19 protein-coding genes and 2 tRNA genes are annotated in these 23,998 nt (G+C 67.6%); 4 read left to right on the top strand and 17 right to left on the bottom strand.

Annotation, left to right across the window (positions count from 1 at the left end; genetic code table 11):
* Positions 1 to 85: 85 nt before the first annotated feature.
* The 5 genes from ACVPT3_RS08720 to ACVPT3_RS08740 all read right to left on the bottom strand — a co-directional run bounded on the left by ACVPT3_RS08720 (position 86) and on the right by ACVPT3_RS08740 (position 4,223).
* Positions 86 to 325 (bottom strand): acyl carrier protein, encoded by a 240-nt coding sequence (locus tag ACVPT3_RS08720; RefSeq protein ID WP_008264317.1) that lies wholly within the window; start codon positions 323 to 325, stop codon positions 86 to 88.
* A gap of 171 nt (positions 326 to 496) precedes the next feature.
* On the bottom strand, positions 497 to 1,237 hold the full coding sequence (gene fabG, locus ACVPT3_RS08725) for a 3-oxoacyl-[acyl-carrier-protein] reductase (protein ID WP_492043803.1): 741 nt from the start codon (positions 1,235 to 1,237) through the stop codon (positions 497 to 499).
* Positions 1,237 to 1,839, bottom strand: coding sequence for a rhomboid family intramembrane serine protease (locus ACVPT3_RS08730; protein WP_492043739.1), 603 nt, complete (start codon positions 1,837 to 1,839; stop codon positions 1,237 to 1,239). Before ACVPT3_RS08730 ends, fabG begins: the two co-directional genes overlap by 1 nt.
* A 5-nt stretch (positions 1,840 to 1,844) precedes the next feature.
* Complete coding sequence (fabD, locus tag ACVPT3_RS08735; protein ID WP_492043740.1) at positions 1,845 to 2,792, bottom strand: ACP S-malonyltransferase; 948 nt, start codon at positions 2,790 to 2,792, stop codon at positions 1,845 to 1,847.
* 84 nt (positions 2,793 to 2,876) lie between these two features.
* On the bottom strand, positions 2,877 to 4,223 hold the full coding sequence (locus ACVPT3_RS08740; protein ID WP_492043741.1) for a cytochrome b/b6 domain-containing protein: 1,347 nt from the start codon (positions 4,221 to 4,223) through the stop codon (positions 2,877 to 2,879).
* A gap of 131 nt (positions 4,224 to 4,354) precedes the next feature.
* Between ACVPT3_RS08740 and ACVPT3_RS08745 the strand changes: the two genes are divergently transcribed.
* Complete coding sequence (locus ACVPT3_RS08745) at positions 4,355 to 5,419, top strand: PA0069 family radical SAM protein (protein WP_492043742.1); 1,065 nt, start codon at positions 4,355 to 4,357, stop codon at positions 5,417 to 5,419.
* A gap of 24 nt (positions 5,420 to 5,443) precedes the next feature.
* Here the strand turns inward: ACVPT3_RS08745 and ACVPT3_RS08750 are convergent, their stop codons facing one another.
* The 3 genes from ACVPT3_RS08750 to ACVPT3_RS08760 all read right to left on the bottom strand — a co-directional run bounded on the left by ACVPT3_RS08750 (position 5,444) and on the right by ACVPT3_RS08760 (position 7,936).
* Positions 5,444 to 6,013: a HEPN domain-containing protein gene (locus ACVPT3_RS08750; protein ID WP_492043743.1), complete on the bottom strand. Its 570-nt coding sequence runs from the start codon at positions 6,011 to 6,013 to the stop codon at positions 5,444 to 5,446.
* A 274-nt stretch (positions 6,014 to 6,287) separates the two neighbouring features.
* Positions 6,288 to 6,686 carry a hypothetical protein gene (locus ACVPT3_RS08755; RefSeq protein WP_492043744.1) on the bottom strand — a complete coding sequence of 133 codons (399 nt, stop codon included), beginning with the start codon at positions 6,684 to 6,686 and terminating at the stop codon, positions 6,288 to 6,290.
* Positions 6,687 to 6,691: 5 nt separating this feature from the next.
* Positions 6,692 to 7,936: a class I SAM-dependent RNA methyltransferase gene (locus tag ACVPT3_RS08760; protein ID WP_492043745.1), complete on the bottom strand. Its 1,245-nt coding sequence runs from the start codon at positions 7,934 to 7,936 to the stop codon at positions 6,692 to 6,694.
* A gap of 255 nt (positions 7,937 to 8,191) precedes the next feature.
* Here ACVPT3_RS08760 and ACVPT3_RS08765 point away from each other — a divergent pair, with 255 nt between their 5' ends.
* The gene (locus ACVPT3_RS08765; RefSeq protein ID WP_492043746.1) at positions 8,192 to 8,860 is read left to right on the top strand and encodes a YMGG-like glycine zipper-containing protein; all 669 of its coding nucleotides are present in this window, start codon (positions 8,192 to 8,194) and stop codon (positions 8,858 to 8,860) included.
* 236 nt (positions 8,861 to 9,096) lie between these two features.
* On the opposite strand, the gene ACVPT3_RS08770 is transcribed toward ACVPT3_RS08765, so the two are convergent.
* The 5 genes from ACVPT3_RS08770 to ACVPT3_RS08790 form a co-directional block, all read right to left on the bottom strand.
* The gene (locus tag ACVPT3_RS08770) at positions 9,097 to 9,825 is read right to left on the bottom strand and encodes a TlyA family RNA methyltransferase (RefSeq protein WP_492043747.1); all 729 of its coding nucleotides are present in this window, start codon (positions 9,823 to 9,825) and stop codon (positions 9,097 to 9,099) included.
* A gap of 166 nt (positions 9,826 to 9,991) precedes the next feature.
* On the bottom strand, positions 9,992 to 12,718 hold the full coding sequence (locus ACVPT3_RS08775; RefSeq protein ID WP_492043748.1) for a valine--tRNA ligase: 2,727 nt from the start codon (positions 12,716 to 12,718) through the stop codon (positions 9,992 to 9,994).
* Positions 12,719 to 12,821: 103 nt separating this feature from the next.
* On the bottom strand, positions 12,822 to 13,454 hold the full coding sequence (locus ACVPT3_RS08780) for a DUF2497 domain-containing protein (RefSeq protein ID WP_492043749.1): 633 nt from the start codon (positions 13,452 to 13,454) through the stop codon (positions 12,822 to 12,824).
* Positions 13,455 to 13,628: 174 nt separating this feature from the next.
* The gene (locus ACVPT3_RS08785; protein WP_492043750.1) at positions 13,629 to 15,164 is read right to left on the bottom strand and encodes a TolC family outer membrane protein; all 1,536 of its coding nucleotides are present in this window, start codon (positions 15,162 to 15,164) and stop codon (positions 13,629 to 13,631) included.
* 119 nt (positions 15,165 to 15,283) lie between these two features.
* Positions 15,284 to 15,913, bottom strand: a complete 630-nt coding sequence (locus ACVPT3_RS08790; protein ID WP_492043751.1) for a protein-L-isoaspartate O-methyltransferase family protein — start codon at positions 15,911 to 15,913, stop codon at positions 15,284 to 15,286.
* Positions 15,914 to 16,048: 135 nt separating this feature from the next.
* On the opposite strand from ACVPT3_RS08790, the gene ACVPT3_RS08795 reads away from it, so the two are divergent.
* A tRNA-Cys gene (locus tag ACVPT3_RS08795) sits at positions 16,049 to 16,122 on the top strand.
* A gap of 256 nt (positions 16,123 to 16,378) precedes the next feature.
* Here the strand turns inward: ACVPT3_RS08795 and ACVPT3_RS08800 are convergent.
* Complete coding sequence (locus tag ACVPT3_RS08800; RefSeq protein WP_492043752.1) at positions 16,379 to 17,203, bottom strand: TrmH family RNA methyltransferase; 825 nt, start codon at positions 17,201 to 17,203, stop codon at positions 16,379 to 16,381.
* A 62-nt stretch (positions 17,204 to 17,265) separates the two neighbouring features.
* Between ACVPT3_RS08800 and ACVPT3_RS08805 the strand changes: the two genes are divergently transcribed.
* A tRNA-Asn gene (locus ACVPT3_RS08805) sits at positions 17,266 to 17,340 on the top strand.
* Between the two features lie 209 nt (positions 17,341 to 17,549).
* Here the strand turns inward: ACVPT3_RS08805 and nagE are convergent.
* From nagE to ACVPT3_RS08820, 3 genes are read right to left on the bottom strand one after another with little or no spacing between them, the layout of a single operon-like run.
* A complete protein-coding gene (gene nagE / locus ACVPT3_RS08810; RefSeq protein WP_492043753.1) occupies positions 17,550 to 19,223 on the bottom strand; it encodes an N-acetylglucosamine-specific PTS transporter subunit IIBC in 1,674 nt (557 codons plus the stop codon).
* A complete protein-coding gene (gene ptsP, locus ACVPT3_RS08815) occupies positions 19,220 to 21,760 on the bottom strand; it encodes a phosphoenolpyruvate--protein phosphotransferase (protein WP_492043754.1) in 2,541 nt (846 codons plus the stop codon). Before ptsP ends, nagE begins: the two co-directional genes overlap by 4 nt.
* The gene (locus tag ACVPT3_RS08820) at positions 21,757 to 23,868 is read right to left on the bottom strand and encodes a family 20 glycosylhydrolase (RefSeq protein ID WP_492043755.1); all 2,112 of its coding nucleotides are present in this window, start codon (positions 23,866 to 23,868) and stop codon (positions 21,757 to 21,759) included. Before ACVPT3_RS08820 ends, ptsP begins: the two co-directional genes overlap by 4 nt.
* Positions 23,869 to 23,998: the final 130 nt, after the last annotated feature.

Below are 23,998 nucleotides of genomic sequence, written 5' to 3' on the forward strand. Positions count from 1 at the left end.
AGTAAAGGCCGCCGGGCGTCTCCGCTAGGAGCGCCGGGCGGCCCTGTGAACCGTCGGCCTTTCGGCCGCCAGTCGGGGGCTGGGATCAGCCGGCCGACTTTTCGTCGATGAACTTGACCGCATCGCCGACCGTCTGGATGTGCTCGGCGGCGTCATCCGGGATCTCGATGTCGAATTCTTCTTCGAAGGCCATCACCAACTCGACGTTGTCGAGCGAGTCGGCGCCCAGGTCGTCGATGAAGCTGGCTTTTTCCGTGACCTTGTCCGGATCGGCGTCCAGGTGGTCGATGACGATCTTGCGAACGCGCTCGAGGGTGTCGGACATGAGTGTCTCTCTGCCTGTTTAAAATCGCCGTAGAGGCGGGGGTAGCTTGTAAATCGCCGTCTCACGGCAACGTCGGTGATGCAAGCTCAATGGCTCGAACCGCCTTCGTGTTCCTGCCCTTTAGCACAGCCGTTCGGGCAGGAAATAGTCTGTAAAACGTCGTGACGATGATCAGATCATCGCCATGCCGCCGTTCACGTGCAGCGTCTGGCCCGTGACATAGGCCGCTTCGTCCGACGACAGATAGACGGCGGCGGCCGCGATCTCGTCGCCCGTGCCCAGCCGACCGGCCGGAATCCGGCCCAGAATGGTCTCGCGCTGCTGGTCGTTCAGCACATCGGTCATCGGCGAGGCGATGAAGCCCGGCGCGATACAGTTGACCGTAATGCCGCGCGACCCGACTTCCTGCGCCAGCGACTTGGAGAAGCCGATCATCCCGGCCTTGGACGCGGAATAATTGGTCTGGCCCGGATTGCCGGTCACGCCGACCACCGAGGTCACGCCGATGATTCGTCCCGAACGGCGCTTCATCATCCCCTTCACAGCGGCGCGGGTCAGGCGGAAATAGCTCTCCAGATTGATCTGGATGACCGACTGGAAGTCCTCGTCCTTCATCCGCATCAGCAGGCCGTCCTTGGTGATGCCCGCATTGGCCACCAGAATGTCCAGCGGCGCGCCCGCCGCCGCCTCGGCCGCCGCGACCAGATTATCGACCGACTCGGGGTCCGACAGGTTCGCCGTCGCGAAATGCGTCCGCTCGCCCAGCTCCTTGGCCAGATCCGCCAGCACGGCCTCGCGCGTGCCCGACAGCACCACGGTCGCGCCCTGGGCGTGCAGCGCCCGCGCCACCGCCCCGCCGATCCCGCCCGTCGCGCCGGTCACCAGCGCGGTCTTGCCTGCAAGATTGAACATCATGTCCTCCGAAGCACCGCCCCATCAGGCCGATGTCTGTCCAACAATAGAAAACCGCCGCCAACGATCAAACCGATAGCGAAGGGTACGATATGTCCGGGCTTTACGCCCGCATGGCCGCTCACGAACAGGTCCAGCGCCACGCTGACCAGAACGCCTACGACCGCCGACCACCAGCCCACGCTCCTGCGATCCAGCACCAAAAGCGCCGTTGCACAGAGCGCCAGATAGGCCTGCGAAGCCCCAGACACATAGGCTTGCGGCTGCGCCAGCGCTGACGCCAACTGCCCGCAAGCGCCCCCGATCAAGCCCAAGGCCAATACCGAAGGCCAGTTCATCCGCCGCGTCAACGCCGCCCCGACCAGGCCGATGATGGCGGCGTTGAACAGCATATGTGGAAACTTGACGTGCAACCATTGCGACGCCATCAGCCTCCACCCGTGCTCCACCGTTAAAGTGCGACCTTCGAAGGCCCCATAGGCCGTCAGGTCAATGGAATGCTGACGCGCCCACAGCGGTTGCCCAAGATCGACCGCGACCGCGATCCAGACGAGGACGATGCTCGCCGCCCAGATCCAAAGGATCGCTGAGCCCCGTGTCACGGCTTTTAGACCAGAGCCTTCGCGAAGGCTTCCAACTCTTCCGGCGTGTTCAATGGCAGGCTCTCGGCGTCCGGCGCGATCCGCTTGGCCATGCCGGTCAGCACCTTGCCCGAGCCGATCTCGACGAAGCGGGTCGCCCCACCTTCGCTCGCCATCCACTCCATGCTCTCGCGCCAGCGCACCCGGCCTGTCACCTGCTCCACCAGCAGTCGACGGATCACCTCTGGATCGCGCTCCGGCCGCGCCAGAACATTGGCAACCACGGGAACCGCCGGAGCCAGGATGGTCGCCGAGGCCAGGGCCGCCGCCATCTCGTCGGCCGCCGGCTGCATCAGCGGGCAGTGGAAGGGCGCCGAGACGTTCAGCGGGATCGCCCGCGCGCCCAGTTCCTTGGCCTTTTCGATAGCCCGGTCCACAGCGGCCTTCTCGCCCGAAATGACGATGTTCCCGGCGTTGTTGTCATTGGCGACCACGCAGACGCCCAGTTCGGCGCCCGCCGCCGCCGCCGCCTCGGCCAGGGCCAGATCGGTCTTGGGGCCGATGAGCGAGGCCATCGCCCCCTGCCCCACCGGAACCGCGCGCTGCATGGCCTGGCCGCGCAGCTTCAGCAGCTGCGCCGTATCCGACAGCGAGATCGCCCCCGCCGCCGCCAGGGCCGAATATTCGCCCAGCGAGTGACCGGCCACATAGGCCGCCGTCGCGACATCGAAACCGAACTCGACCTTCAGCGCCCGGATCGCCGCCATGGACACCGCCATCAGGGCGGGCTGGGCGTTCTCGGTCAGGGTCAGCTGGTCCTCGGGGCCTTCGCGCATCAGCACCGACAGTTTCTGGCCCAGGGCCTCGTCCACCTCGGCGAAGACCTCGCGGGCGGAGGCGAAGACGTCGGCCAGTTGCGCGCCCATGCCGACGGCCTGGCTGCCCTGTCCCGGAAACAGAAGTGCGAGGGTCATCGACCGCTCCCTGAATCATTGATCAAGAGCGCGGACCCCTAAGGCCTGACTTCCCTCAGGGCAAGCGGCGGCGCATTCGGCGCCCTACTCCGCCCGTCGCGCCGAGACCTTGATCTGGACATCGATCATCTTCGAGACCCAGTCCCCGGACGCGTCGGTCTCCATCCCCAGGTTCAGCGCCGTCCGGTCCAGCTCCAGCCGCCCCTGCACCGTCGCGACGCCGCCGGTCTCGCGGAAGGCGAAGGGCAGGACGACACGCAGGCTCGTGGCCTTGATCTTCAGCGTGCCCCTCGCCTCATACCGATTCCCGCCCAGGGCGCGGAACCCTGTCGTCTCGAATCGGGCGGTCGGATACTGGCTCGGATCGAACCATTCAGCCCCCTGCAGCGAGCCCTCCTGGGTCGCATCGCCCGTGCGGGCCGAGGCCGTTTGAACCGTGATCACCGCCTTTGAGCCCGCCAGATCGGCCGGGTCAAACCGGACCTGACCGTCCCACCGTTCGAACCGCCCCTTGAAGGCTGCGCCAGACTGGGTTCCGCCGAACGCGATGCTGGAGGCGGCGCGATCAATGGTCCAGGCGCCGGCCTTCACGGGTTGGGGCGTCGTCTCCTCCACGACCGGTTCGGGCGCCGCGCTTTCCGGCGCAGCGGCGATCTCGGGCGCCGGCGTCGAGGCTGGAACGGACGCCTCCGTCCGAGCTGCCTCCAACTCAGCTCTTGCATAGGGCCGCGCCGCCACCGCCCCGGCCATGGCCACGACCGCGATCAGGGCCACGCCCACGCCGCGCTCGACCCAGGGCGAAGACGGCGGGGAAACCGTCGTCTCATGCCCCGCTTTCAGAAAAGGAACCATGTGCGCCAGCACCCCGTCGCGGTCGACGAACTGATGCTTCAGCGCCGCCCCGACGTGCAGGACAATCAGGACGACCGCGCCCCAGGCCATGGCCGCATGGGCCCCTATGGCCTGGAAGGCCAATGCCCGCCGCGCGCCCGCCGCCAGTTCGGCTACGCCCGGCAGATGCGGGATCGGAAACAGGCCGAACCAGCTGGTCGCCACCTCCAGCGCCCGGTCCTGCGCCACGGCCCATCCGGCCGAGACATACAGCCACCCCGTCAGCGGCAGGGCCAGCATCAGGGCGTAGAAGGCCACATGGGTCGCATTGGCGGCGAAGGCCTCCCATCGCTTCATCCCGCCCGGCAGGGCCGGCGGCCGACGCGTCAGTCGCCAGACGATCCGCACCACGGTCAGGGCCAGGATCAGGAAGCCGACCGACTTGTGGATCTGGAACACCCGATAGGCCAGGGCCTGGCTGCCCGGCTGTTCGATGGCGGCGGTCATCCACCACCCCATCGGGATCATCGACAGGATACAGACGGCGACGGCCCAGTGCAGGGCGATGGCGACGGTGGAATAGCGGTTGGGCGCGGTCATGAGCGCCAGATAGACCCAGCGCGCGCCAGTTAGCAACAGCTCCTGTATCTGTTGTTGCTACAGAACATTGTCCCAGTGCAAAGTCAACAATGTTCTTGCTATGTTCTCATTTCTAATCCACCCTCCTTCCCATGAAATCCGCCAAGGGAAGAGGCGCGCGTTCGAATGCGACAGGCCGTTACGAGCCCCAGCAGCATGAATCGTTCGACGACGGCTGGACGCCCGACGACGCCCAGGCCGCGCCGCTGCGCACCACGCTCACGCCCGAACACGCACGCACCATCATCGCCCGGAATGACAGTCCGGACATAGGCTTCGACCGCTCCATCAACCCGTACAAAGGTTGCGAACATGGCTGTATCTACTGCTACGCCCGTCCGTCCCATGCCTGGATGGGCCTATCCCCGGGCCTGGATTTCGAGAGCCGGATCTTCTTCAAGCCCGAGGGCGCACGTCTGCTGGAACAGGCCTTCCTCGCCCCCCGATACCGGTGCAAGCGCATCCACATAGGCGGCAATACCGACCCCTATCAGCCGGTCGAACGCGAGCTGAAATCGACCCGTTCGATCCTCGAGGTCATGCGGCGCTTCAACCACCCCTTCAGCATCATCACCAAGTCGGTGCTGATCGCGCGCGACGCCGATATTCTGGGCCCCATGGGTCAGGCCGGCCTGGCCTCGGCCTTCGTCTCCATCACCACCCTGGATCGGGGCCTGGCCCGCGCCATGGAGCCCCGCGCCTCGACCCCGGCCAAACGGCTGGAGGCCATCAGCCGGCTCGCCGACGCAGGCTGTCCCGTCGGCGTCGGCTTCGCCCCGGTCATTCCCGGCCTGAATGACCACGAACTGGAATCGGTGCTCGAGGCGGCGGCCAAGGCCGGGGCGACGCGGGCCATGTATGTCACCCTGCGCCTGCCGCTGGAGATCAAGGATCTGTTTCGCGAGTGGCTGGCCGACGCCCGCCCCGACCGCGCCGCCCGCGTCATGTCGCTGATCCGCCAGACGCGCGGGGGCAAGGACTACGACGCCGACTGGTCCCAGCGCATGAAGGGAACCGGCCCCGTCGCCGAACTGATCGGCGCCCGCTTCAAGGCCGCCGTCAAACGCTACGGCCTCGATACGCCGCTCCGACTGCTGGACGAAACCCAGTTCCGCGTTCCCGCCGACGCTCGGCCGCAGCTGGAGTTGTTCGGGTAGCCGCGAAGCGGAATCAGGCGTTCGTCAGCTGCGGACGTGGAGATAATACTGTTCAGCTTCGGTGCTGGCGCAGTCGCACCAGGTCGTAATGAGCCAATGGATCTGTAACAACTGCTCCAAGTCCACGTTGAATCCTGGATAGGCTTTACCATTCAGGTCATTCGGATAACGAAATCGGTCCGCCCGCATGTCTATTTCTTGCAAATTAACAACGGCTTGTCTGATTTCGCGCGTGTATTCGTCGTCGCCTTGCTCAAAACAGCCGGCTTCCTCCCGAGCCGCTAGAAGGCGATCAAAAAGGACGGTTAAGCCGTGTCCATTCGGCGGCTGCGCCTGCGTAGTCGCCTGTATTGCGGCCTTAATGGTGAGTTCTACGCTCTGCCTGCAAAGCATCATCAATGGCAGTTGGGCGAGCCCTGATGTTTGCCGAAATGCATGATCCCATAACGCTTCAAAGCTCTGCTGGTAGCTGTAAGCCAGCAGATCCCAATTCCCTGTCAGCATGCTGCTTGGTTGGTTCGTGATGGGCTTTCGAAGCTCAGGACGTTCCTCGATCAGCGAGTCAATCAACTCGATCCGCTTTTCTAACGACATCTGAAGGATCTCCCACCAAGACGCCTCAACCTTAGCATCAGCGGCGCATTTCGCCCTTACTCGTCATCGCGCGCAATTTTTTTAGAACTGTCTCTTTTATTCAATGCGTTGACATCAACAAGTGACGCTCGATGCATCACCCTTTCGGGCCGTGTTAGGATCGACTTTTGGTCTTTGACATTCCGAACACGTCGCACGGTCGCCCTCAGCGCTGCCTCACGGCCGAGATTAGACTCAAATAGACTCAAATTTTTTCAAGTGGATTGAGTCTATTTCAGTCGGCGTCCGCCGCCGACGGATCGACGGCCCGCGTCACCAGATCGCGCCAGGTCGGGTCGGTGTCGTCGACCAGATCGACGTCCTCCATCAGGGCCACGGCCCCCTCCCCATCCGGCAGGATCAGGCCCAGGATCTCCATCTCCTCGCCGTCCGGCCCCAGATGGCTCTCGGCCTGGACCGCGACCGCCGCCTGTTCGCCGTCCTCCTCCCACCAGATCACCGGCTGGGGCAGGTCCATGGCGATCGGGCGCGGATCGTCGGTCTCGCCCAGGGCGAAGACGGCCCGGCGCGCCTGGACGTCGTCCAGCGTCGCCACCGCCCCGACGAAGGGCGTCAACCGGCTCCAATCGTCGGCATCGAACCCGCCACCGTCTTCTTCAAGCTCATCATCCATGACGCCTACCGCTTGAAAATACTGACGAGTTCGACATGGGCCGACCACAGGAACTGGTCCACCGGCGTGACCCGCTCCAGCCGGAACCCGGCGTCGATCAGAACCCGCGCATCTCGCGCAAAGGTCTGGGGGTTGCACGACACCCCGACCACCACCCCGGCCTTGGTCCCGGCGATCTGGGCCGTCTGGTCGATAGCCCCTGCACGCGGCGGGTCGAACACGATGGCGTCGCAGCCCTTCAGGTCATAGGGGGTCAGCGGCCGCCGGAACAGGTCGCGCGCCTCGGCCGTAATCGCCTTAATCCCCTTGGCCGAGCCCACGCCCGCCTTCAGGGCCTCGATCCCCGCCTTGGACGCGTCGGCCGCAATCACCGGCGCCACCGTCGCCAGCGGGAAGGTGAAAGTCCCGGCGCCGCAGAACAGGTCGGCGATCTTCTTGGCGCCCTTCACCGCCGCCACGACCCGCTCGACCATGGCCGCCTCGGCCTGGGGCACGGCTTGCAGGAAGCCCCCCGCAGGCAGGGGCACGGTGGCGGGGCCGAAGCTGATCTTCGGCTGGCGCGCCATCACCAGGGTGTCGCCGGCCAGGCTCAGCCGCGCCAGATCCGCCCGGTGCGCCGCCGCTATGGCCCGCATCTGGGCGTCGGCCGACAGCCCGCCGCCCGAGCGCCGCTCGACCCCCGTCACATCCACGTCCAGCCCCGACAGGGTCCAGGTCACGTGCAGGGTCGGCGCCGACTTGGGATGCTCCAGAAAGGCCGCCGCCACCTCGGTCAGGGCCGGGATGGCGCGGATGATCCGCGGATCGGCCACCGGGCACTCCCGCACCTCGACCAGCCGCCACGACCGCCGCGCCTTGAAGCCCAGCACCACCCGACCGTCCTGGGTCCGCCGCGCGTGCAGGGCTGCGCGCCGCCGCGTCCCGGCCGGACTGGCCACCGTCGCCTCGATCTCGGTCTCGATCCCCTCGCGCGCCAGGGCCCGCCGCACCTGCTCGCGCTTCCATTCCAGATACGGCTTGTCCGCCCAGTGTTGCAGCGAGCACCCGCCGCAGTCGCCATACTGGGGCGACACCGGCGCGATCCGGTCCGCGCTGGGGGTCACGATCTCGACCCGCTCCAGCCGTCCATCGACGACCTCGCCCCGCACCGTCTCCCCCGGCAGGGTCAGACCGGCGAAGACCGGCCCCTGCGGCGTCTCGGCGACGCCGTCGCCCTGTCCGCCGACGCGGCTGATCGTAAAGGTCTGCATCGCCGGGCTTCTAGCCCCGCCGCCGCCGCCCGCCAAGCCACGGCTTCAAGTCGCGCAAGGCGGGACAGGCTCTTGAGCAATGGACGAACCACGGCCTCAAGTAGCGCGAAGCGCGATAGGCCCCTTCGAACATGAACGAAGATGAACGAGGCGCTCAAAAGCCGTTCAGCTTCGCCCCGCTAGACAGGATGCAACAGACAGCCGGTCCACCCGTTCAGCCCTCGTCACTGAACGTCCGACCACAAGGGGTTGAAGATGCGTCTCTCCACCAAGTCCCTCGCCGCCGTCGCGGCCCTGACCCTCGGCGCCGTCGCCGCGCCCATGGCCGCCTCGGCCCAGAGCTATGGCTACAGCCAGAACTACGGCACCGGCGCCTACGCCCCCTCCTATGACTACAACCGTTATCCGCAGCAGTCCTACGACCCCTGCGCCCGCGAACGTCAGGGCCGCACCGGCGCTGGAGCCGTGATCGGCGGCGGAGCCGGCGCCGTCATCGGCTCGCAACTGGCCGCCCGCGGTCGCCGCACCGAAGGCAGCATCCTGGGCGGCGTCGTCGGCGCGGTGATCGGCTCGCAAGTCGGCCGCTCCAGCTCCGACGCCTGCCGCAGCTATCAGAGCAGCTACGGCTCCAGCAGCTATTACAGCCAGGGCTACGGGCAACAGGGCTACAGCCAGCCCAGCTACGGCTACTATGACGACCGTTACACCGGCGATCAGGGCCGTCGCTACGACGACCGCCGTGACGACTACGCCTACAACGGCGACGACTATTACGACGACCGCTCCCGCTCGGTCTCGCCCTATCAGAATTCAGACGGATGCCGCCTGGCCGAAAGCCAGATCCGTCTGCCCGATGGTCGCACGGACACCCGCTACGTCCGCACCTGCCCCGACCAGTACGGCCGCTATCGCGTCGTCGATTAATTTTCAGCCCCCCTGTCGATCGACGACGTGACGGGAGCCGCCGGAGGACTTGTCCTCCGGCGGTTTCTTATTTGTGAGAGGGCTATCGGCCTTCGGCCTACTTGAGCCATTTTGAGGGAGCTACCGCGCTTCGCGCTACTTGAGCCCGTTTTTACGGGGCTACCGGCGAACGGACCGTCTCCTCCCCACCTGTGGGGAGGGGGACCGCGCGAAGCGTGGTGGAGGGGCTCTTAGCCTCAGCTGCGCTTCGCCCACAGCAGGAACTCGAGATTCCCGTCGCCGCCGGTGATGGGGCTCTCGGTCGTCGCCTGCACGGCCCAGCCCATCGCCTCCAGCCAGTCCCGCACACGTTCGACCGCGGCGGCGTGGGCGGCGGGATCCTTGATCACCCCCTTCTTGCCGGCGCCTGGCCCATCGGCCTCGAACTGGGGCTTGATCAGGGTGATTAGGTCCGCCCCCGCCGCCGCCAGATCCAGCGCAGCGGGCAGCACCTTGATCAGGCTGATGAAGCTGGCGTCGCACACGACCAGCGACGGCGCCTCCGGGATCAGCTCCGGCGTCAGATCGCGGGCGTCCGTGCGCTCCATATTGACCACCCGCGGATCGGCCGCGACCCGGTCGTGCATCTGGCCGAAGCCGACATCGACCGCGAACACCTTGGCCGCGCCGCGATCCAGACAGACCTCGGTGAAGCCGCCGGTGGACGTCCCGACGTCCAGCACCACCCGTCCCTCGACCGCCACGGGCCATACGGTCAGGGCATGGTCCAGCTTCAACGCCCCCCGCCCGACCCAGCGGTGGGCCGGCTGCGCGTCCAGAACAACGTCATCCGCAAACTGTTCGGACGGCTTTCGCACAACTGCGCCATTGGCGAGGACCAGCCCTGCGTCGATCGCCGCGCACGCTTGCGACCGACTGTCGAACAGGCCCCGTGCGACGAGAAGTTGGTCTATGCGCGACTTCAACCTCCCTTCTCCCCTTGCGGGAGAAGGTGGCGGCCGAAGGCCGACGGATGAGGGGTCGCACCACCCCATCCACTCCGTCTGAAACCGCGAACCGGCCAAGCCTGGCGCAACCCCTCATCCGACCCGCTGCGCGGGCCACCTTCTCCCGCAAGGGGAGAAGGAGCCGTCACAGGGTTTCCAGTCGCTTGAGCGCCGCCTGCAACTTGACCTTCCCCGCCTCGGCCTCGGCCAGTTTGGCCCGCTGTTCGTCCACGACTTCCGGCGCGGCGCGCGACACGAAGTTGGGATTGCCCAGCTTCTTGTTCACATGGCCGATATCGCTCTCGAACACGGCGATCTCCTTCTCCAGCCGCGCCCGTTCGGCGGTCAGGTCGATGATCCCGGCCAGCGACAGGGCGACCGTCGATCCGCCCGAGACGAAGGTCACGGCCCCCGTCGGCGCGGCGTCCGCCGATCCGACCTCGGACACCCGGCCCAGGGTCAGGATCAGGTCGCGATGGCGCGCGATCCGCTCTGCCGTCACGGCGTCCGGTGCGACGAAGGCCAGAGGCGGCTTGGCCGCCGGCGGCACGTTCATCTCGGCCCGCAGGCCCCGGATTTCGCCGACCAGATCGACCAGCCAGCCGATCTCGGCCTCGGCCGAGGCGTCGATGAAGGCATCGGGCAGCACCGGCCATTCGGCGCCAATCAGCAGGCTCTCGCGCGCCGGCCCTTCCTTACCCAGTTCGGCCCACAGCTCCTCGGTGATGAAGGGCATGACCGGGTGCAGCAGCTTCAGCGTCTGATCCAGCGTCCAGGCGGTCATGGCCCGCGTCTCGGCCTTGGCGGATTCGTCCGCGCCGTTGAAGACTGGCTTGGCCAGCTCCAAATACCAGTCGCAGAAGACGTTCCAGACGAACCGGTACAGCGCGCCCGCCGCATCATCGAACCGCCCGCCCTCGATGGCCTCTGACACGGCGCGCTCGGCCTTGGTCAGTTCGCCCCGGATCCAGCGGTTGATCGTCTGTTCGACCGTCGCCGGATCGAAGCCCTCGACGCGCCGCGCCTCGTTCATCTGGCTGAAGCGGGCGGCGTTCCACAGCTTGGTGCCGAAGTTGCGGTATCCCTCGATCCGCTGCTTCGACAGTTTGATGTCGCGCGTGCCCGACAGGATGGCCATGGTGAAGCGCAGCGGATCGGCGCCCAGTTCGTCGATGATGCCCAGGGGGTCGATGACGTTCCCCTTGGACTTGCTCATCTTCTGGCCCTTCTCGTCGCGGACCAGGCCGTTGATGATGACTCGTTTGAACGGGACCTCGCCCATGAAGTGCTGGCCCATCATCATCATCCGGGCGACCCAGAAGAAGATGATGTCCGCCGCCGTGACCAGGTCGCTGGTCGGATAGAACCGCTCCAGATCCTCGGTCTTCTCGGGCCAACCCATGGTCGAGAACGGCCACAGGGCCGAGCTGAACCAGGTGTCCAGAACGTCCTCGTCCTGGGTCAGGGCGACCTCGGAATCATAGTCCGCCATCGCCAGTTCGCGGGCGTCCTCTTCCGTCTCGGCGACATAGATTTCACCTTCCGGACCGTACCAGGCCGGGATGCGGTGCCCCCACCACAGCTGGCGCGAGATGCACCAGGGTTCGATGTTCCTCAGCCATTCGAAATAGATCTTCTCGTACGACTTCGGCTCGAACACCGTCTCGCCCTGCTCCACCGCCTTCAGCGCGGGCTGGGCCAGGACCTTGGCGTCGACGTACCACTGGTCCGTCAGCCACGGCTCGATGACGACGCCGGAACGGTCGCCGTGCGGGACGACATGCTTGGTCTTCTCGATCTCGCGCAGCCAGCCCTCTTCTTCGGCGCGGGCGACGATGGCCTTGCGCGCAGCGAAGCGGTCGATGCCGACGTATTCCGACGGCACGTCCGGCGTATCGACATCTGTGATCCGGCCGAAGGCGTCGAGGATGTTCAGCGACGGCAGGCTCGCCCGCTTGCCCACGCCGAAGTCGTTGAAATCATGCGCCGGCGTGATCTTCACCGCGCCCGAACCCTTGGTCGGATCGGCATAGTCGTCGGCGACGATCGGGATGCGACGCCCCACGATGGGCAGGGTCACGAACGTGCCGACCAGCCCCTTGTACCGCTCATCCTCCGGATGCACCGCCACGCCGGTGTCGCCCAGCATGGTCTCGGGCCGGGTCGTGGCGACGACGATGAAGTCGCGCGTCTCCCATTCCGTCGCCTTGCCGTCCTCGTCGAAGGCGACAGGGTGTTCGTAGGTCACGCCGTCCGCCAGCGGATAGGCGAAATGCCAATAGGCGCCGTCCACCTCGCGCTGCTCGACCTCCAGATCCGAGATGGCAGTCTGGAAATGCGGATCCCAGTTCACCAGCCGCTTGTCGCGATAGATCAGGCCTTCCTTGTGCAGTTGCACGAAGACCTTGCGCACGGCGGCGTTCAGCCCCTCATCCAGGGTGAAGCGTTCGCGCGACCAGTCGCACGACGCCCCCAGGCGGCGCAGCTGGCGCACGATGGTCCCGCCGCTCTCGGCCTTCCATTCCCAGACCTTTTCGATGAAGGCGTCGCGGCCCATGTCGCGCCGCCCGACGTTCCCGGCGGCGGCCAGTTGGCGCTCGACCACCATCTGGGTGGCGATGCCCGCGTGGTCCGTGCCCGGCAGCCACAGCACCGCCTTGCCCTTCATCCGGTGATAGCGGGCCAGGATGTCCTGCAGCGTATTGTTCAGCGCATGGCCGATGTGCAGGCTGCCCGTCACGTTCGGCGGCGGAATGACGATCGAATAGGCGCCTTCAGCCCCTTCCGTGCGGGGCGCGAACAGGCCGCTCTCTTCCCACTGGGCGTACAGGCGGGGTTCGGCGGCCTGGGGTTCGAAGGTCTTCTCGAGCATGGGTCTTCTTTGATCGTTGTCGTGTGGCCGGGGGATGGCCTGGAATGACAAAGGGCGGCCCCCGCAGGAGCCGCCCCTCGATAGTCTGCGGTGAAGCGAAGGGCTAGGCGCTGCGCGCGATGCGTTCGACTTCCTTTTGTACCGCAGCCTGGACGATGCCGGGCAGATTATTGTCCAGCCAGTCCTTCAGCAGCGGACGCAGCATCTCGGCGACCATGGCCTCGACCGTGTTGCCGCTGACGAACGGCATGTCGCCCGACGCCGCCGGAGCCGCCTCCGGCTTCTTGAACGACGCGGCCAGACCGGCGAAGGCCGAGGCGGCGCTGGCGGCCGCGCTTTCGCCGACAAGCGAATCATAGGCCGGCTCGGAGGTCGAAGCGGGCGTCTCAGCCGGCGCTTCCGGTTCTGGCGCGGCCTCCATGATGTCGAGATCGCCGATGGTCTCGGAAGCCGGAGCCTCATAGAGCTCGGTCAGTTCCAGCACGTCCTCGTCGCCGGCTTCAGGCGCGGCTTCAGGCGCGGGCGCCGAGGCGAGAATATCGTCTGCGGGAGCAGGCTCGGATTCCGGCTCAGGCGCCGGCAGGGGCGCTTCGGGTTCAGGTTCAGGCTCAGGCGCCGGTTCCGGCGCCGCTGCGGCCGGCGGGGTCTCCGCTGGCGCATCGTCTTCGGAGATGATCCGGCGAATCGACGCCAGGATCTCCTCCATCGTGGGTTCCTGGGCGGACTGATCGGTCATGACTTAACCCTGGGGAGGCCTGGAATGAAACTGGGGCGTGGAGATTGCGCTCCCCAACGCCGTGCACGGGTCGGGGATCAGAAAACCATGCTTCTCGACCCCACGAGTAGTGTCGTCGCACCAACGCCCGCCAGAATCAACGGGCGTTTTGAACGTCTTTCCCTGGCCCCTCCGTCAACTGCGAGGCGCGGTGCGAATGACCTCGCCTTTCAGTTGAGCATCGATCGGCGCGTCAGCGGCGTCGTCAGCATCGACGACGGGCGGTGAAGCCACACGGTCCAGGGCCTCGATCACCCCGTCCCAGGGCAAGCCGCCCCGATTGCGGACGCGATCATAATTGGCCTTGGCGTCATAGACATCGAGGTTGGGGTTCAGGGTTTCACCCTCCAGCTGCCCCATGGCGGCCAACAGAGACGCGCGAGCCACATATTCCGCCGCGCGGGCGTTCGCCAGCGCCGTCTGCGACGCCCGCAGCGTCACTTCCTGGTTCAGCACGTCCAGGGTGGTGCGCAGGCCGACCTGCGCCTCCTGCCGCACGCCCTCTGCGGCGACCGAGGCGGCCCGCACAGCCTCTTCGCCGGCAGCGACATTCGAACGGGTCGACAGGACCTGGGCATAGGCCGAACTGACGTTCTGCAGCACCGTCCGGCGTTCGCCCTCGACCGCAATCTGGGCCGCATTGGCCTGTTCGAGCGCCTGGGCGACCCGTGACCGGTTCAGACCGCCGGTGAACAGGGGCACCGACAGGGTGGCGCCGGCGGTGAAGCTGCGCCGGTCGGCCAGCTCGTCCAGATTGCCGAGATCGGTCGCCGTGCCGCCATAGGAGGCGGTGGCGCGCACCGACGGCAGATACTCGGCCCGTGCCGACGCGACGGCGGCTTCCGCCGCCTGCAACGAATAGCCGGCCGACAGCACGCCCGGGTTCCGCGCCAGGGCGGTCTCCATGGCGGCGTCGAAATCGGTCGGAACGGTCGGCAGGACCGGGGCGGTCTCCAGATCGCTGGGCGACTGTCCCACCACGGCGGCGTAGCTGGCGCGGGTGGTCGACAGCTGGGCCTGGGCGTTGGCCAGGTCAGCTTCGGACTGGGCCAGCGAGGCTTCGGCCTGGGCCACGTCGGTGCGGGTGATCTCCCCGACCTCGAATCGGGCGCTGGTCTCATCCAGCTGGCGTTGCAGCACCGCCAGGTTTTCCTGACGGATGCGCAGGATTTCCATGTCGCGAGTGACGTTCACATAGGCCTGGATCACCGACAGCATGACCGACTGTTCGATTTCGCGCAGATTCTCGCGCCCCGCCATCACGCTCGCCCGGGCCTGATCGATCGCCAGGGAGGTGCGGCCGGCGGTCCAGATGTTCTGGGACAGACTTAGGCCGACGGTGGCGCCGTCGCTCTCGGACGAAGAACTGGACACCTGGGTGTCCGCCACGCCGTCGCCGTTGGTGTCCACGAACTGGGTCAGGGTCGGGAAGTCGCTGCGCGTATAGTCAACGCCCGCCGAGGCGCTCAGCGTCGGGCGCAGGCCCGAGCGGGCCTGGACCACGGTTTCGTCCAGCGCGCGCTGATTCGCCCGCTGGGCCAGCAGGCTGGGGTTGGTCTGATAGGCCAGGGCGATCGCTTCCTGCAGGGTCTCGGCCCAGGCGGGCGCCCCCAGACCCGTCACAAGAGCCACCACAGCGGCCGAAGCCAGCACACGCGAGCGTTTCAACATTGTCCGTCCTTGCCTGACGCCCCGAGAGCGCCCGAATGTCATCAAGCGTAACTGCGGCCTCAGTCGACCTGACGCCAGTTAAGTTTTTTTCACGCTTTCCGCGAGCGCCACGGACTACGTCAGAATGCGAATGTAGGCGCCGGCGTCAGTTCCGCGAGAAGGGCCGGCGACGAATCGAACAGTTCCCGACGCGACAGGCCCTCGCGACCCTTCACATACAGGGCGGCCTTGCCGATGGCGCCGCGCCGTTCGACCAGGACCATGCGCCCGCCGACCCGCAAAGCCTTGCCCCAGGTCTCGGGCAGAGCCGCCACGCCGCCTTCGCAGACGATCAGGTCCCATCCCTCGCCCGCCGGCGCCGCCAGCGGGGCGACCTCCGTCGTGACGCCCTCCTCCGCCAGGGCCTCGCCCACGACGTCGAATACGGCCTGATCCGCTTCCTGGGCCGTGACCGTCAGCCCCATCCGGGCCAGGACCGCGGCGGCGTAGGGGGCGGCGATGGCCAGGACCTTCTCGCCTTCCCGCGCGTCGGCCGCCTGCAACAGCTTGGACAGGTCGCGCGCCGGCATCAGCTTGCGGTCGCCGGCGATCTCGACCGCCGCGTCCGAATAGGCGGCGAAGACCCGCTCAGGGGCGCAGTAACGCTCCCGAGGCACGTCCATCATGGCCATGTGGATTTCATGACTGGTGACGTCGTTCACGCGGACCTGCGAGTCGACCATGGCCTTGCGCTCGGCGGTGAAATCCATCTTTGGGCAGCCTTCAATCGATAGTCAGGGGAGGAAATCTCGCGCGCTTATAGTTCCGTGCGTTGCAGCGGACAATCCGATCTGATAGCGAACGCCCCTCGCGATGACCGCCCCCGAGAAATCGGGACGAAAAGCGGCCTGATGGCGGAGTGGTGACGCAGAGGACTGCAAATCCTTGCACCCGGGTTCGATTCCCGGTCAGGCCTCCATCGCGGCGACCGAAGAAAGGGCGCGGATCTCAGGATCCGCGCCCTTTTCGTTTCCCGTTCGCCGCGTCAGACCGGCGCGGTCATCCAGCCGATCACCCCTGCCGCGCCCAACCCAGCGGCCGCGACCGCCACGAACAAGGCGGCTCGAACGTTTCGACTAAGAAAATAAAGGATATTCATCGCCCGTCCCCAAACCAGCGGGCCAATGAACTCCACAGTTTCAGCTTCGGCGCAAGGTGTACAAATCCTTAACGCCCTAACATCCTGGTGAGCGCGTCGCTCCCCCGCCGCCGACCTGATGCAGGGCCAGGGCGCTGGCCACGGCGACATTGAGCGAATCGAAACCGCCCGCCATCGGCACGCCTACGGCGCGGCAACGATTGATCACCGCCTGCGAAAGACCTGGGCCCTCAGACCCCACCATGACCGCGACAGGTCCCTGGCGACGATAGTCGATCAGCCTCTCCGTCGCACCGGGGGTCAGGGCCAGCACTTCGATCCCGGCGGCTTGCACCGCCGCCACCAGGGCCTCCGCCGTCTCGGCGACCGCGAACGGCGTCCGCAGCACGGCGCCGACCGAGACACGGATCGACTTGCGATAGAAGGGATCGCAACAGGCGCCGTCCAGCAGCACCGCCCGCGCTCCGAAAGCTGCGGCGTTCCGGAACAGCCCGCCCATATTGTCGTGATTTCCGATGCCGCTCGCGATCAGAAAGACATCGTCGTCCGCGACCGTCTCAAGCACGGACTCGACCGACGGCGACACCGGCTTCTCTCCCAGGGCCAGGATGCCGCGATGCAGGGGAAAGCCGGCGACCCGGTCCAGGACCGCCTGGCCGACGACATAGACCGGCGTCGCCTCCGGCAGGGCCGCGACGACGTCCGACAGGGCCTCCGCCCGCTTCTCCGCCAGCAGCAGGGCCCGCGGCCGGCACAGGGAGGCGGGCGACGCCAGCACGCGCAGCACGACCTCCCCCTCCGCCACGAACAGGCCGTCGCGACCGGTCAGGTCCCGCTCGCGGATATCGCGGAAGCCGGCGATCCGCGGGTCGTCTGGGTCAATGATTGAGATCGTGCGCATTCGTCATTTTTCCCATTGCACGAATCCGAGACCCGCTGCTATAGGCCCGCCTCCCGAGCAGTTCCGCGGTAGCTCAGTGGTAGAGCAGCCGACTGTTAATCGGCTGGTCGTAGGTTCGAATCCTACCCGCGGAGCCACTCGGGCCTTAGGTGCGTCGTCTATTGCCCCCTCTGGGGCGCACGAACCTTTCACTGAACTTTTGACCTGCAGATCCGTCCCGTGCCGAGCGGGTCATGGCGGGGCGACGGCCCAATGCGCCGGATCACGCCTTTTGGTTCCAGAACATCCGGCGACCGCCGCCGTGTGATTGAAGCGTCTCAAGCCCCGGACGGGCTGAGGGAGCGGGTCAGACGATAATCTGCAAACGGTGCTCGCTCGTCCGCACGAAGCCTTTGGGGCAACTGTCTTCCAGCCGCCCGATGTCCAAGGCGCTTGGTTCCACGATCAGCACACAGATCCGGCCCGCCTTGTCGGCGACCGTCTTGATATTGCCTCGCCCTCCCAGCGCCGTCTCCATCTTCGAGGTCAGGGTCGCCGCCCCCGGCTTGGGTTGACCGGAACTCAAGGCGTCTTGTCGTTCGGCGACATGGTCTCGCATCTCCTGCGCCACCGCGTCCGCCATCGGTCCGATCACCACCTGTAGCGCGTCGGGAGACGGGGCGATCAGCCCACGTGCCCCGAGCCGCTTCAGAGCCGCATCGTCCACCTGTTCACGGGAAACGATCTGCAGACGCAAACGGGTCGTGCACGCCGCCACCGCACGCAGATTGCCCGCGCCGCCCAGCGCCGCCACAAAGGCCTCCCCCCGACCGCCCGAGGACGGACCGAAGACCGTCTGTTCACCGATATCCTCGTCTTCCCGCCCCGGCGTCTTCAGGTTGAAGACCTGGATGAACAGGCGAAAGAGGCCGTAGTAGAGACCAAAATAGGCGAGACCCACCGGGACCAGCAGCCAGGGCCGCGTCGACTTGCCGAAGTTCAGCACATAGTCGAACAGGCCGGCCGAGAAGGTGAAGCCCAGATGGACCCCCAGCAGGTCCATCACCACCATGGCCACGCCCGTCAGCACCGCATGGATGGCGTAGAGCACCGGCGCCAGGAACATGAAGGTGAACTCGATCGGCTCGGTCACTCCGGTCAGGAAGGCCGTCAGCGCCAGAGAGGCCAGCATGCCGCCGACCGCCTTGCGCCGTTCGGGCCGGGCGGCGTGGTACATGGCCAGACAGGCGGCGGGCAGGCCGAACATCATCACCGGGAAGAAGCCGCTCATGAAGGCGCCCGCCGTAGGGTCGCCGGCGAAGAAGCGGTTCAGGTCGCCCGTGGCCCCCTGATAGTCGCCGACGATGAACCAGGCGACATTGTTCAGGATGTGATGCAGGCCGGTGATGATGAGCAGGCGGTTCAGCAGTCCATAGGCGAACAGGCCCACCTCGCCGGAACCGACCACGGCGCGGCTGAAGGCGTCGATGGCTTGGTCGATGGCGGTGAAGGACAGGCCGATGACCGCCGCCAGGCCGAGAGCCGCCAGACCCGAGGCGATCGGCACGAACCGGCGCCCGCCGAAGAAGGCCAGGTATTCCGGCAGTTTCAGCGTGGAGAAGCGATTGTAGAAGTCGCCGGCGATCAGGCCGGACAGGATGCCGATCGGCACGCCCAGCCGCGCCATCGCCTGGTCCTTGAACGCCGCGCCGGCCGCCGACGCCGCGTCGCCGCTCAGGCCCGCCAACACCTCCGGGGGAACGGCCAGCAACACCTTGGAGGCCTCGGTGGCGATCAGATAGCCGACGACGCCGGCCAGGCCGGCCGCGCCGTTGTTGTCGCGGGCCAGGCCGACCGCTACGCCTACCGCGAACAGCAGGCCCAGGTTCGAGAAGACCGCCTGACCGGCCGCCGAGATGAAGGCGATGTCCAGAAGATCCGGCTGTCCCAGGCGCAGCAACAGGCCGGCGATCGGCAGGACGGCGATGGGCAGCATCAGGGCGCGGCCCAGCGGCTGGAGGCTGGAAAGACCGATCTTCATGCCGGAGCTCCGACGCGGGGGTGATGAAGTCCAGCCAGCCGTTCGCCGGCCAGGGCTCGCACGGCCTCGGCGCTGTCCAGCCCCAGAGCCTCGGCGGCAAGCCGGCTGCAGTCGGCCAGGGTCAGGCCGCGCGCCACGGCCTTGACCTCGGCGACCATTGACGGCGTCGCCGACAGTTCGCGAACCCCCAGGCCGATCAGTATGGGGATCGCCGCCAGGTCGGACGCCAGCCCGCCGCAGACCCCGATCCACTTCAGCGCCGCCGCGCCGCCCGCCGCCTGGGCGATCAGGCGCAGGACCGCCGGGTGCAGACTGTCCAGCTGCGCCGCCAGACTGGCGTTCTGGCGGTCCATGGCCAGGGCGTATTGCGTCAGGTCGTTGGTGCCGATCGAGATGAAGTCGATGACCGGGGCCAGCCGGTCCGTGGTCATGGCGGCGGCCGGGGTCTCGATCATGACCCCAAGCAGCGGCGCGCGCCCGCCGGTGTCGGCGACGGCGACGTCGAGGATGGCGCGCACCTGGCGCACCTCGGCGACCGAGGCGATCATCGGCAGCATGACCGCGACCGTCCCCTTGGACCGCACGCGGCAGATCGCGCGCAACTGGGCCAGCAGGATATCCGGCCGATACAGGCCCGACCGCACGCCGCGCAGCCCCAGGGCCGGATTGTCCTCCGGCGGCGTCGGCAGATAGGGCAAGGGCTTGTCGCCGCCGGCGTCCAGGGTGCGGATGATCAGCGGCCGCCCGTCCAGAGCGTCGGCTATGGCCTGGTAGCGGACCAGTTGCTCGTCCTCGGTCGGCGCCGTCTCGCGCTCCAGGAACAGGAATTCGGTGCGCAGCAGGCCGCAGCCCTCGGCGCCGCCCGCGACGGCCGGCAAGGCTTCGGCGACGTCGCCGAGATTGGCGAAAACCTCGATCCGGACCCCGTCGGCCGTGTGACAGGCGTCCAGCGCCAGGGCGCGGGCGTCGGCGCGGCGACGGTCGCGCGCCGCTGCGGCGCTCTGGGCGCCGGCCTGGCGGGCGGCGGAGGGATTGGCGATCATCCGTCCGCCGTCGGCGTCCAGCACCACGAGGACCCCGTCCTCGACCTGGCCCAGGCCTGAGCCGACGGCGACCAGGGCCGGCACGCCCATGGCCGCCGCCAATATGGCGACGTGCGAGGTCGGCCCCCCGCGCGCCGTGCACAGGCCGGCCACCTTGACCGAGTCCAGCGCCATAAGCTGTGACGGCAACAGATCGTCGGCGACGATGACGGAGCCGGGGCTGATGGGAAGGCCCGCCGGCGGCGCCTCGCCCGACAGTTCGACCAGCACCTGCCGTTCCAGATCCAGCAGATCGTCGGCCCGTTCGGCCATGCGCGGGTCCCCCATGGCCTGGAACAGTTCGGCCGCCGCGCGGGTCGCCTTGCGCCAGGCGAAACCGGCGCCGGCGCCCGCGCCCATGGCCTGTTCGGCCGCATCGATCAGGCCGGGATCCTCGAGAAAGGCCAGGTGCGCGGCCAGGATGGCGCGACGATGCGCCCCTCCCTCCGCCGCCGACCGCTCGAGCCGTGCACGCACCGCCGCCAGGGCGGCGCCCAGGGCCGCCGTCTCGATCGACACGCCCTGCCCGATCTCGGGCGTAGCGATGTCGGCCTGTTTCAGGCGAACCGCGCGACCGATGACCAGCCCCGGCGCGGCCGTGACCCCGGTCAGGCTCAATTCGCCGTCCCCGCCGGCGACAGGGCTCTCGGAGGGAACCGCCGAAGGGGACGTCCTGACGACGCCCGGTTCGACCGGCGCCTCTTCGAGACCGTCGAGGATCAGGGCCTTCATCGCCTCGATCGCCGCCCCGGCCTGGGGACCCGACGCCTCCAGCCGCAGCTCGTCGCCGTCCCGCACGCCCAGCCCCATCATGGCCACCAGACTGGTTGCATCCGCTCGCCGATCGCCGAGCGACAGCATGATCCGCGCCTCGAAAGCCCTGGCGCAGGCGGCGATGCGCGCGGCAGGTCGCGCATGAAGCCCTTGCGGCAGCGGCGCCCGAACGAGGGTCGACACGGTCGCGCCCTTGCTCGCCGTCGTCGCGCCGCCCTCAGCGCCGTCCTGGGCGACCACGCGCAGGATCGGTTCGCCCGCCCGCACCCGTCGCCCTGGCGAAAGCACGGTCGTGCTTGCGCCGCCGACGACGATCACCGGCGACATCAAGCTCTTCGCCCCCTCTGCGATCAGGTCGAGGTCGAGCGTGATCAACGGCTCGCCCGCCTTGACCGCAGCGCCCTCGGCGACATGGACGGTGAAGCCGGCGCCGTTCAGCGCGACCGTCTCCAGCCCGACATGGATCAGCACCTCGACGCCTTCGGGCGAGCGCACCGTGACCGCGTGACGGCTGGCCGGAAGACCGACCACTGTGCCGTCGAACGGCGCCCGCACCACTGTATCGGTCGGATCGACGGCGGCCCCCTCGCCCACCATGCCGTCGGCGAAGGCCGCGTCGGGGACGTCGGCCAGCGGCGCCAGCCAGCCGGCCAGCGGGGACAGGACCAGGACTTCGCTCACCGCGCCGCTCCGATCCGGACCCAGTCGACGCCCCACATCGGATCGATCCCCGGTTGGGCGAACTTCAGGCAGACGTCATGACGCCCGTCCATCGCCGGCAGATCGCCGGCCAGCACCGTCACCCCGTCGTCGGAGGCGGCGGCTTTCAAAGGCAGGCGCAACGTCCGCTCCCCGTCGCAGCCGTCCACCCGAACCTCCAGCTCGCCTTCGGGCGAGCGTGGCGTCGCCAGCCGGATCCTGTCGCGATCAGCGCCGATCTGGAAGTTGAACGGAACCTGGCCCACGGCGACCTCGATCCGCCTGCCGCCGGTCAGGTCGGCCGCCTGATAGATCCAGCACGGGTTCATGATGTCCATCATGAAGGCCGGCCGCTCGCCCTGAAGCGGGGCGTCGTCGATCAGCGACAGGACCAGTCCTTCGGAACACAGCTTCATCTGATGATCGTACCGGCGCTCGCCATCGACGGGCGTCGGCGCGGGCGCGTCCAGCCCGCTGGTCGCATAGTCGATCCCCAGGGCCCGATAGCGCGCCAGCTGCGGCTGAAGCCGCCGACGGAAATCATCCCAGTTCAGGCGATCATGGTTCGTCCACGCCACCTCGGCCAGGGCGGAGACGCGAGGAAAGGCCATGTATTCGACCCGGTCCTCCGTGCGCATATGTTCGGTGAAGAGGTTGGCCTGAACGCCCAGCACCCGCCGCGCCTGTTCCGGCGTCATCGCATCGGGCGTCGGATCAAAGCGATAAACGTCTTCCAGCGAGGAGACGACGCCGCGGCCCGGGGCGCCGTCGGTCGGGCTCTGCCGATAGTCGAAATAGAGGGTCGGGCCCGGCGTCATCACCGTGTCGTGGCCCAGGCGGGCGGCCTCGATGGCGCCGTCCACACCGCGCCAGGACATGACGGTGGCGTTCGGCGCCAGGCCGCCCTCCAGGATCTCGTCCCAGCCGATCAGACGACGGCCCCGCGCGTTCAGGTGTTTCTCCAGTCGTGCGACGAACCAGCTCTGCAGCGCCGCCTCGTCGGCGACGCCCAGTTCGCGCATCCGGGCCTGGGTGCGGGCCGAGGCCTTCCACTGGTCCTTGACCGCCTCGTCGCCGCCGATGTGGACATAGTCGCCGGGGAACAGATCCATGACCTCTTCGAACACCTGTTCAAAGAAGACCAGGGTCGAGTCCTCGGTGTTGAACAGGGTCGGATAGACGCCCCAGTCTGCCGGGACCGCCGTGACCGCCGCGCCGGGCGCATCGGTCACGCCCAGTTCGGGATAGGCGACGATCGCCGCGCTGGCGTGACCGGGGATGTCCACCTCGGGCACGATGACGATATTGCGCGCCTGGGCGTAGGCGACGATCTCGCGCACCGTCTCCTGGCTGTAGAAGCCGCCGTACAGGCGCGAACGTCCCGTAGCCGGATCGATGTCGGTCTGGGCCGCGGCCCCCGCCGGCACGCGCCAGGCGCCGATCTCCGTCAGACGCGGATAGCGTTTGATTTCCAGCCGCCAGGCCTGATCGTCGGTCAGATGCCAGTGGAAGACGTTCAGCTTGTGAACCGCCATCCAGTCGATGAAGCCCTTGATGAATTCGGGAGACTGATAGTGGCGCGCCGAATCCAGCATCAGGCCACGCCAACTGAACCGGGGCGCGTCCTGAATGGCGACCGCGTCGATCCGGGCCGGGCCCTGCCCCGGCTCCGCCGTGGCCAGCTGCCACAGGCTGACGGCGCCGTACAACAGGCCGCCAAAGCCGCCGGCCGTGACCGTCGCGCCCTGGTCCGTGACCGTCAGCGCATAGGCGTCCGCCGCCTTGTCGCCTCGCTGGAAGACGACCGCGTTGCGACCGGCCCCGTCGACGTTGCGCTCGCCCTCGCGCACCGCCAGGGCCAGGCCGCGCGTGCGCTGCATGAGATCGGCGAAATAGGCGGCGGCGCGCGCCGCATCCGCGTCGCCGCGCGGAACCTGGATCACCGTGGCCGCGTCCAGCACGAAGACGCCGGCTGCAGGCTGGACCGTCTGCGGCTCGGGTATGATCGAGACCTGGGCCTGGGCTGCGCAAGAGACGCCGACCGTCAGGGCCAGCAGGACAGCCGCAGTCGTACGGGCGATCAGGGTCATGCGTGGTCTCGCTGAAAGAAAGAGCGCGCGGGGACGAGGCCCCGCGCCAGTTCGGCCTCAGGAGAAGGCCGAGGGGATCGTCCCGCCGAAATCCTCACGACGGCATCCTGGGTCACAGGCGGCCGCCAGG

It is taken from the genome of Brevundimonas sp. FV1ps31S, from assembly GCF_058681265.1.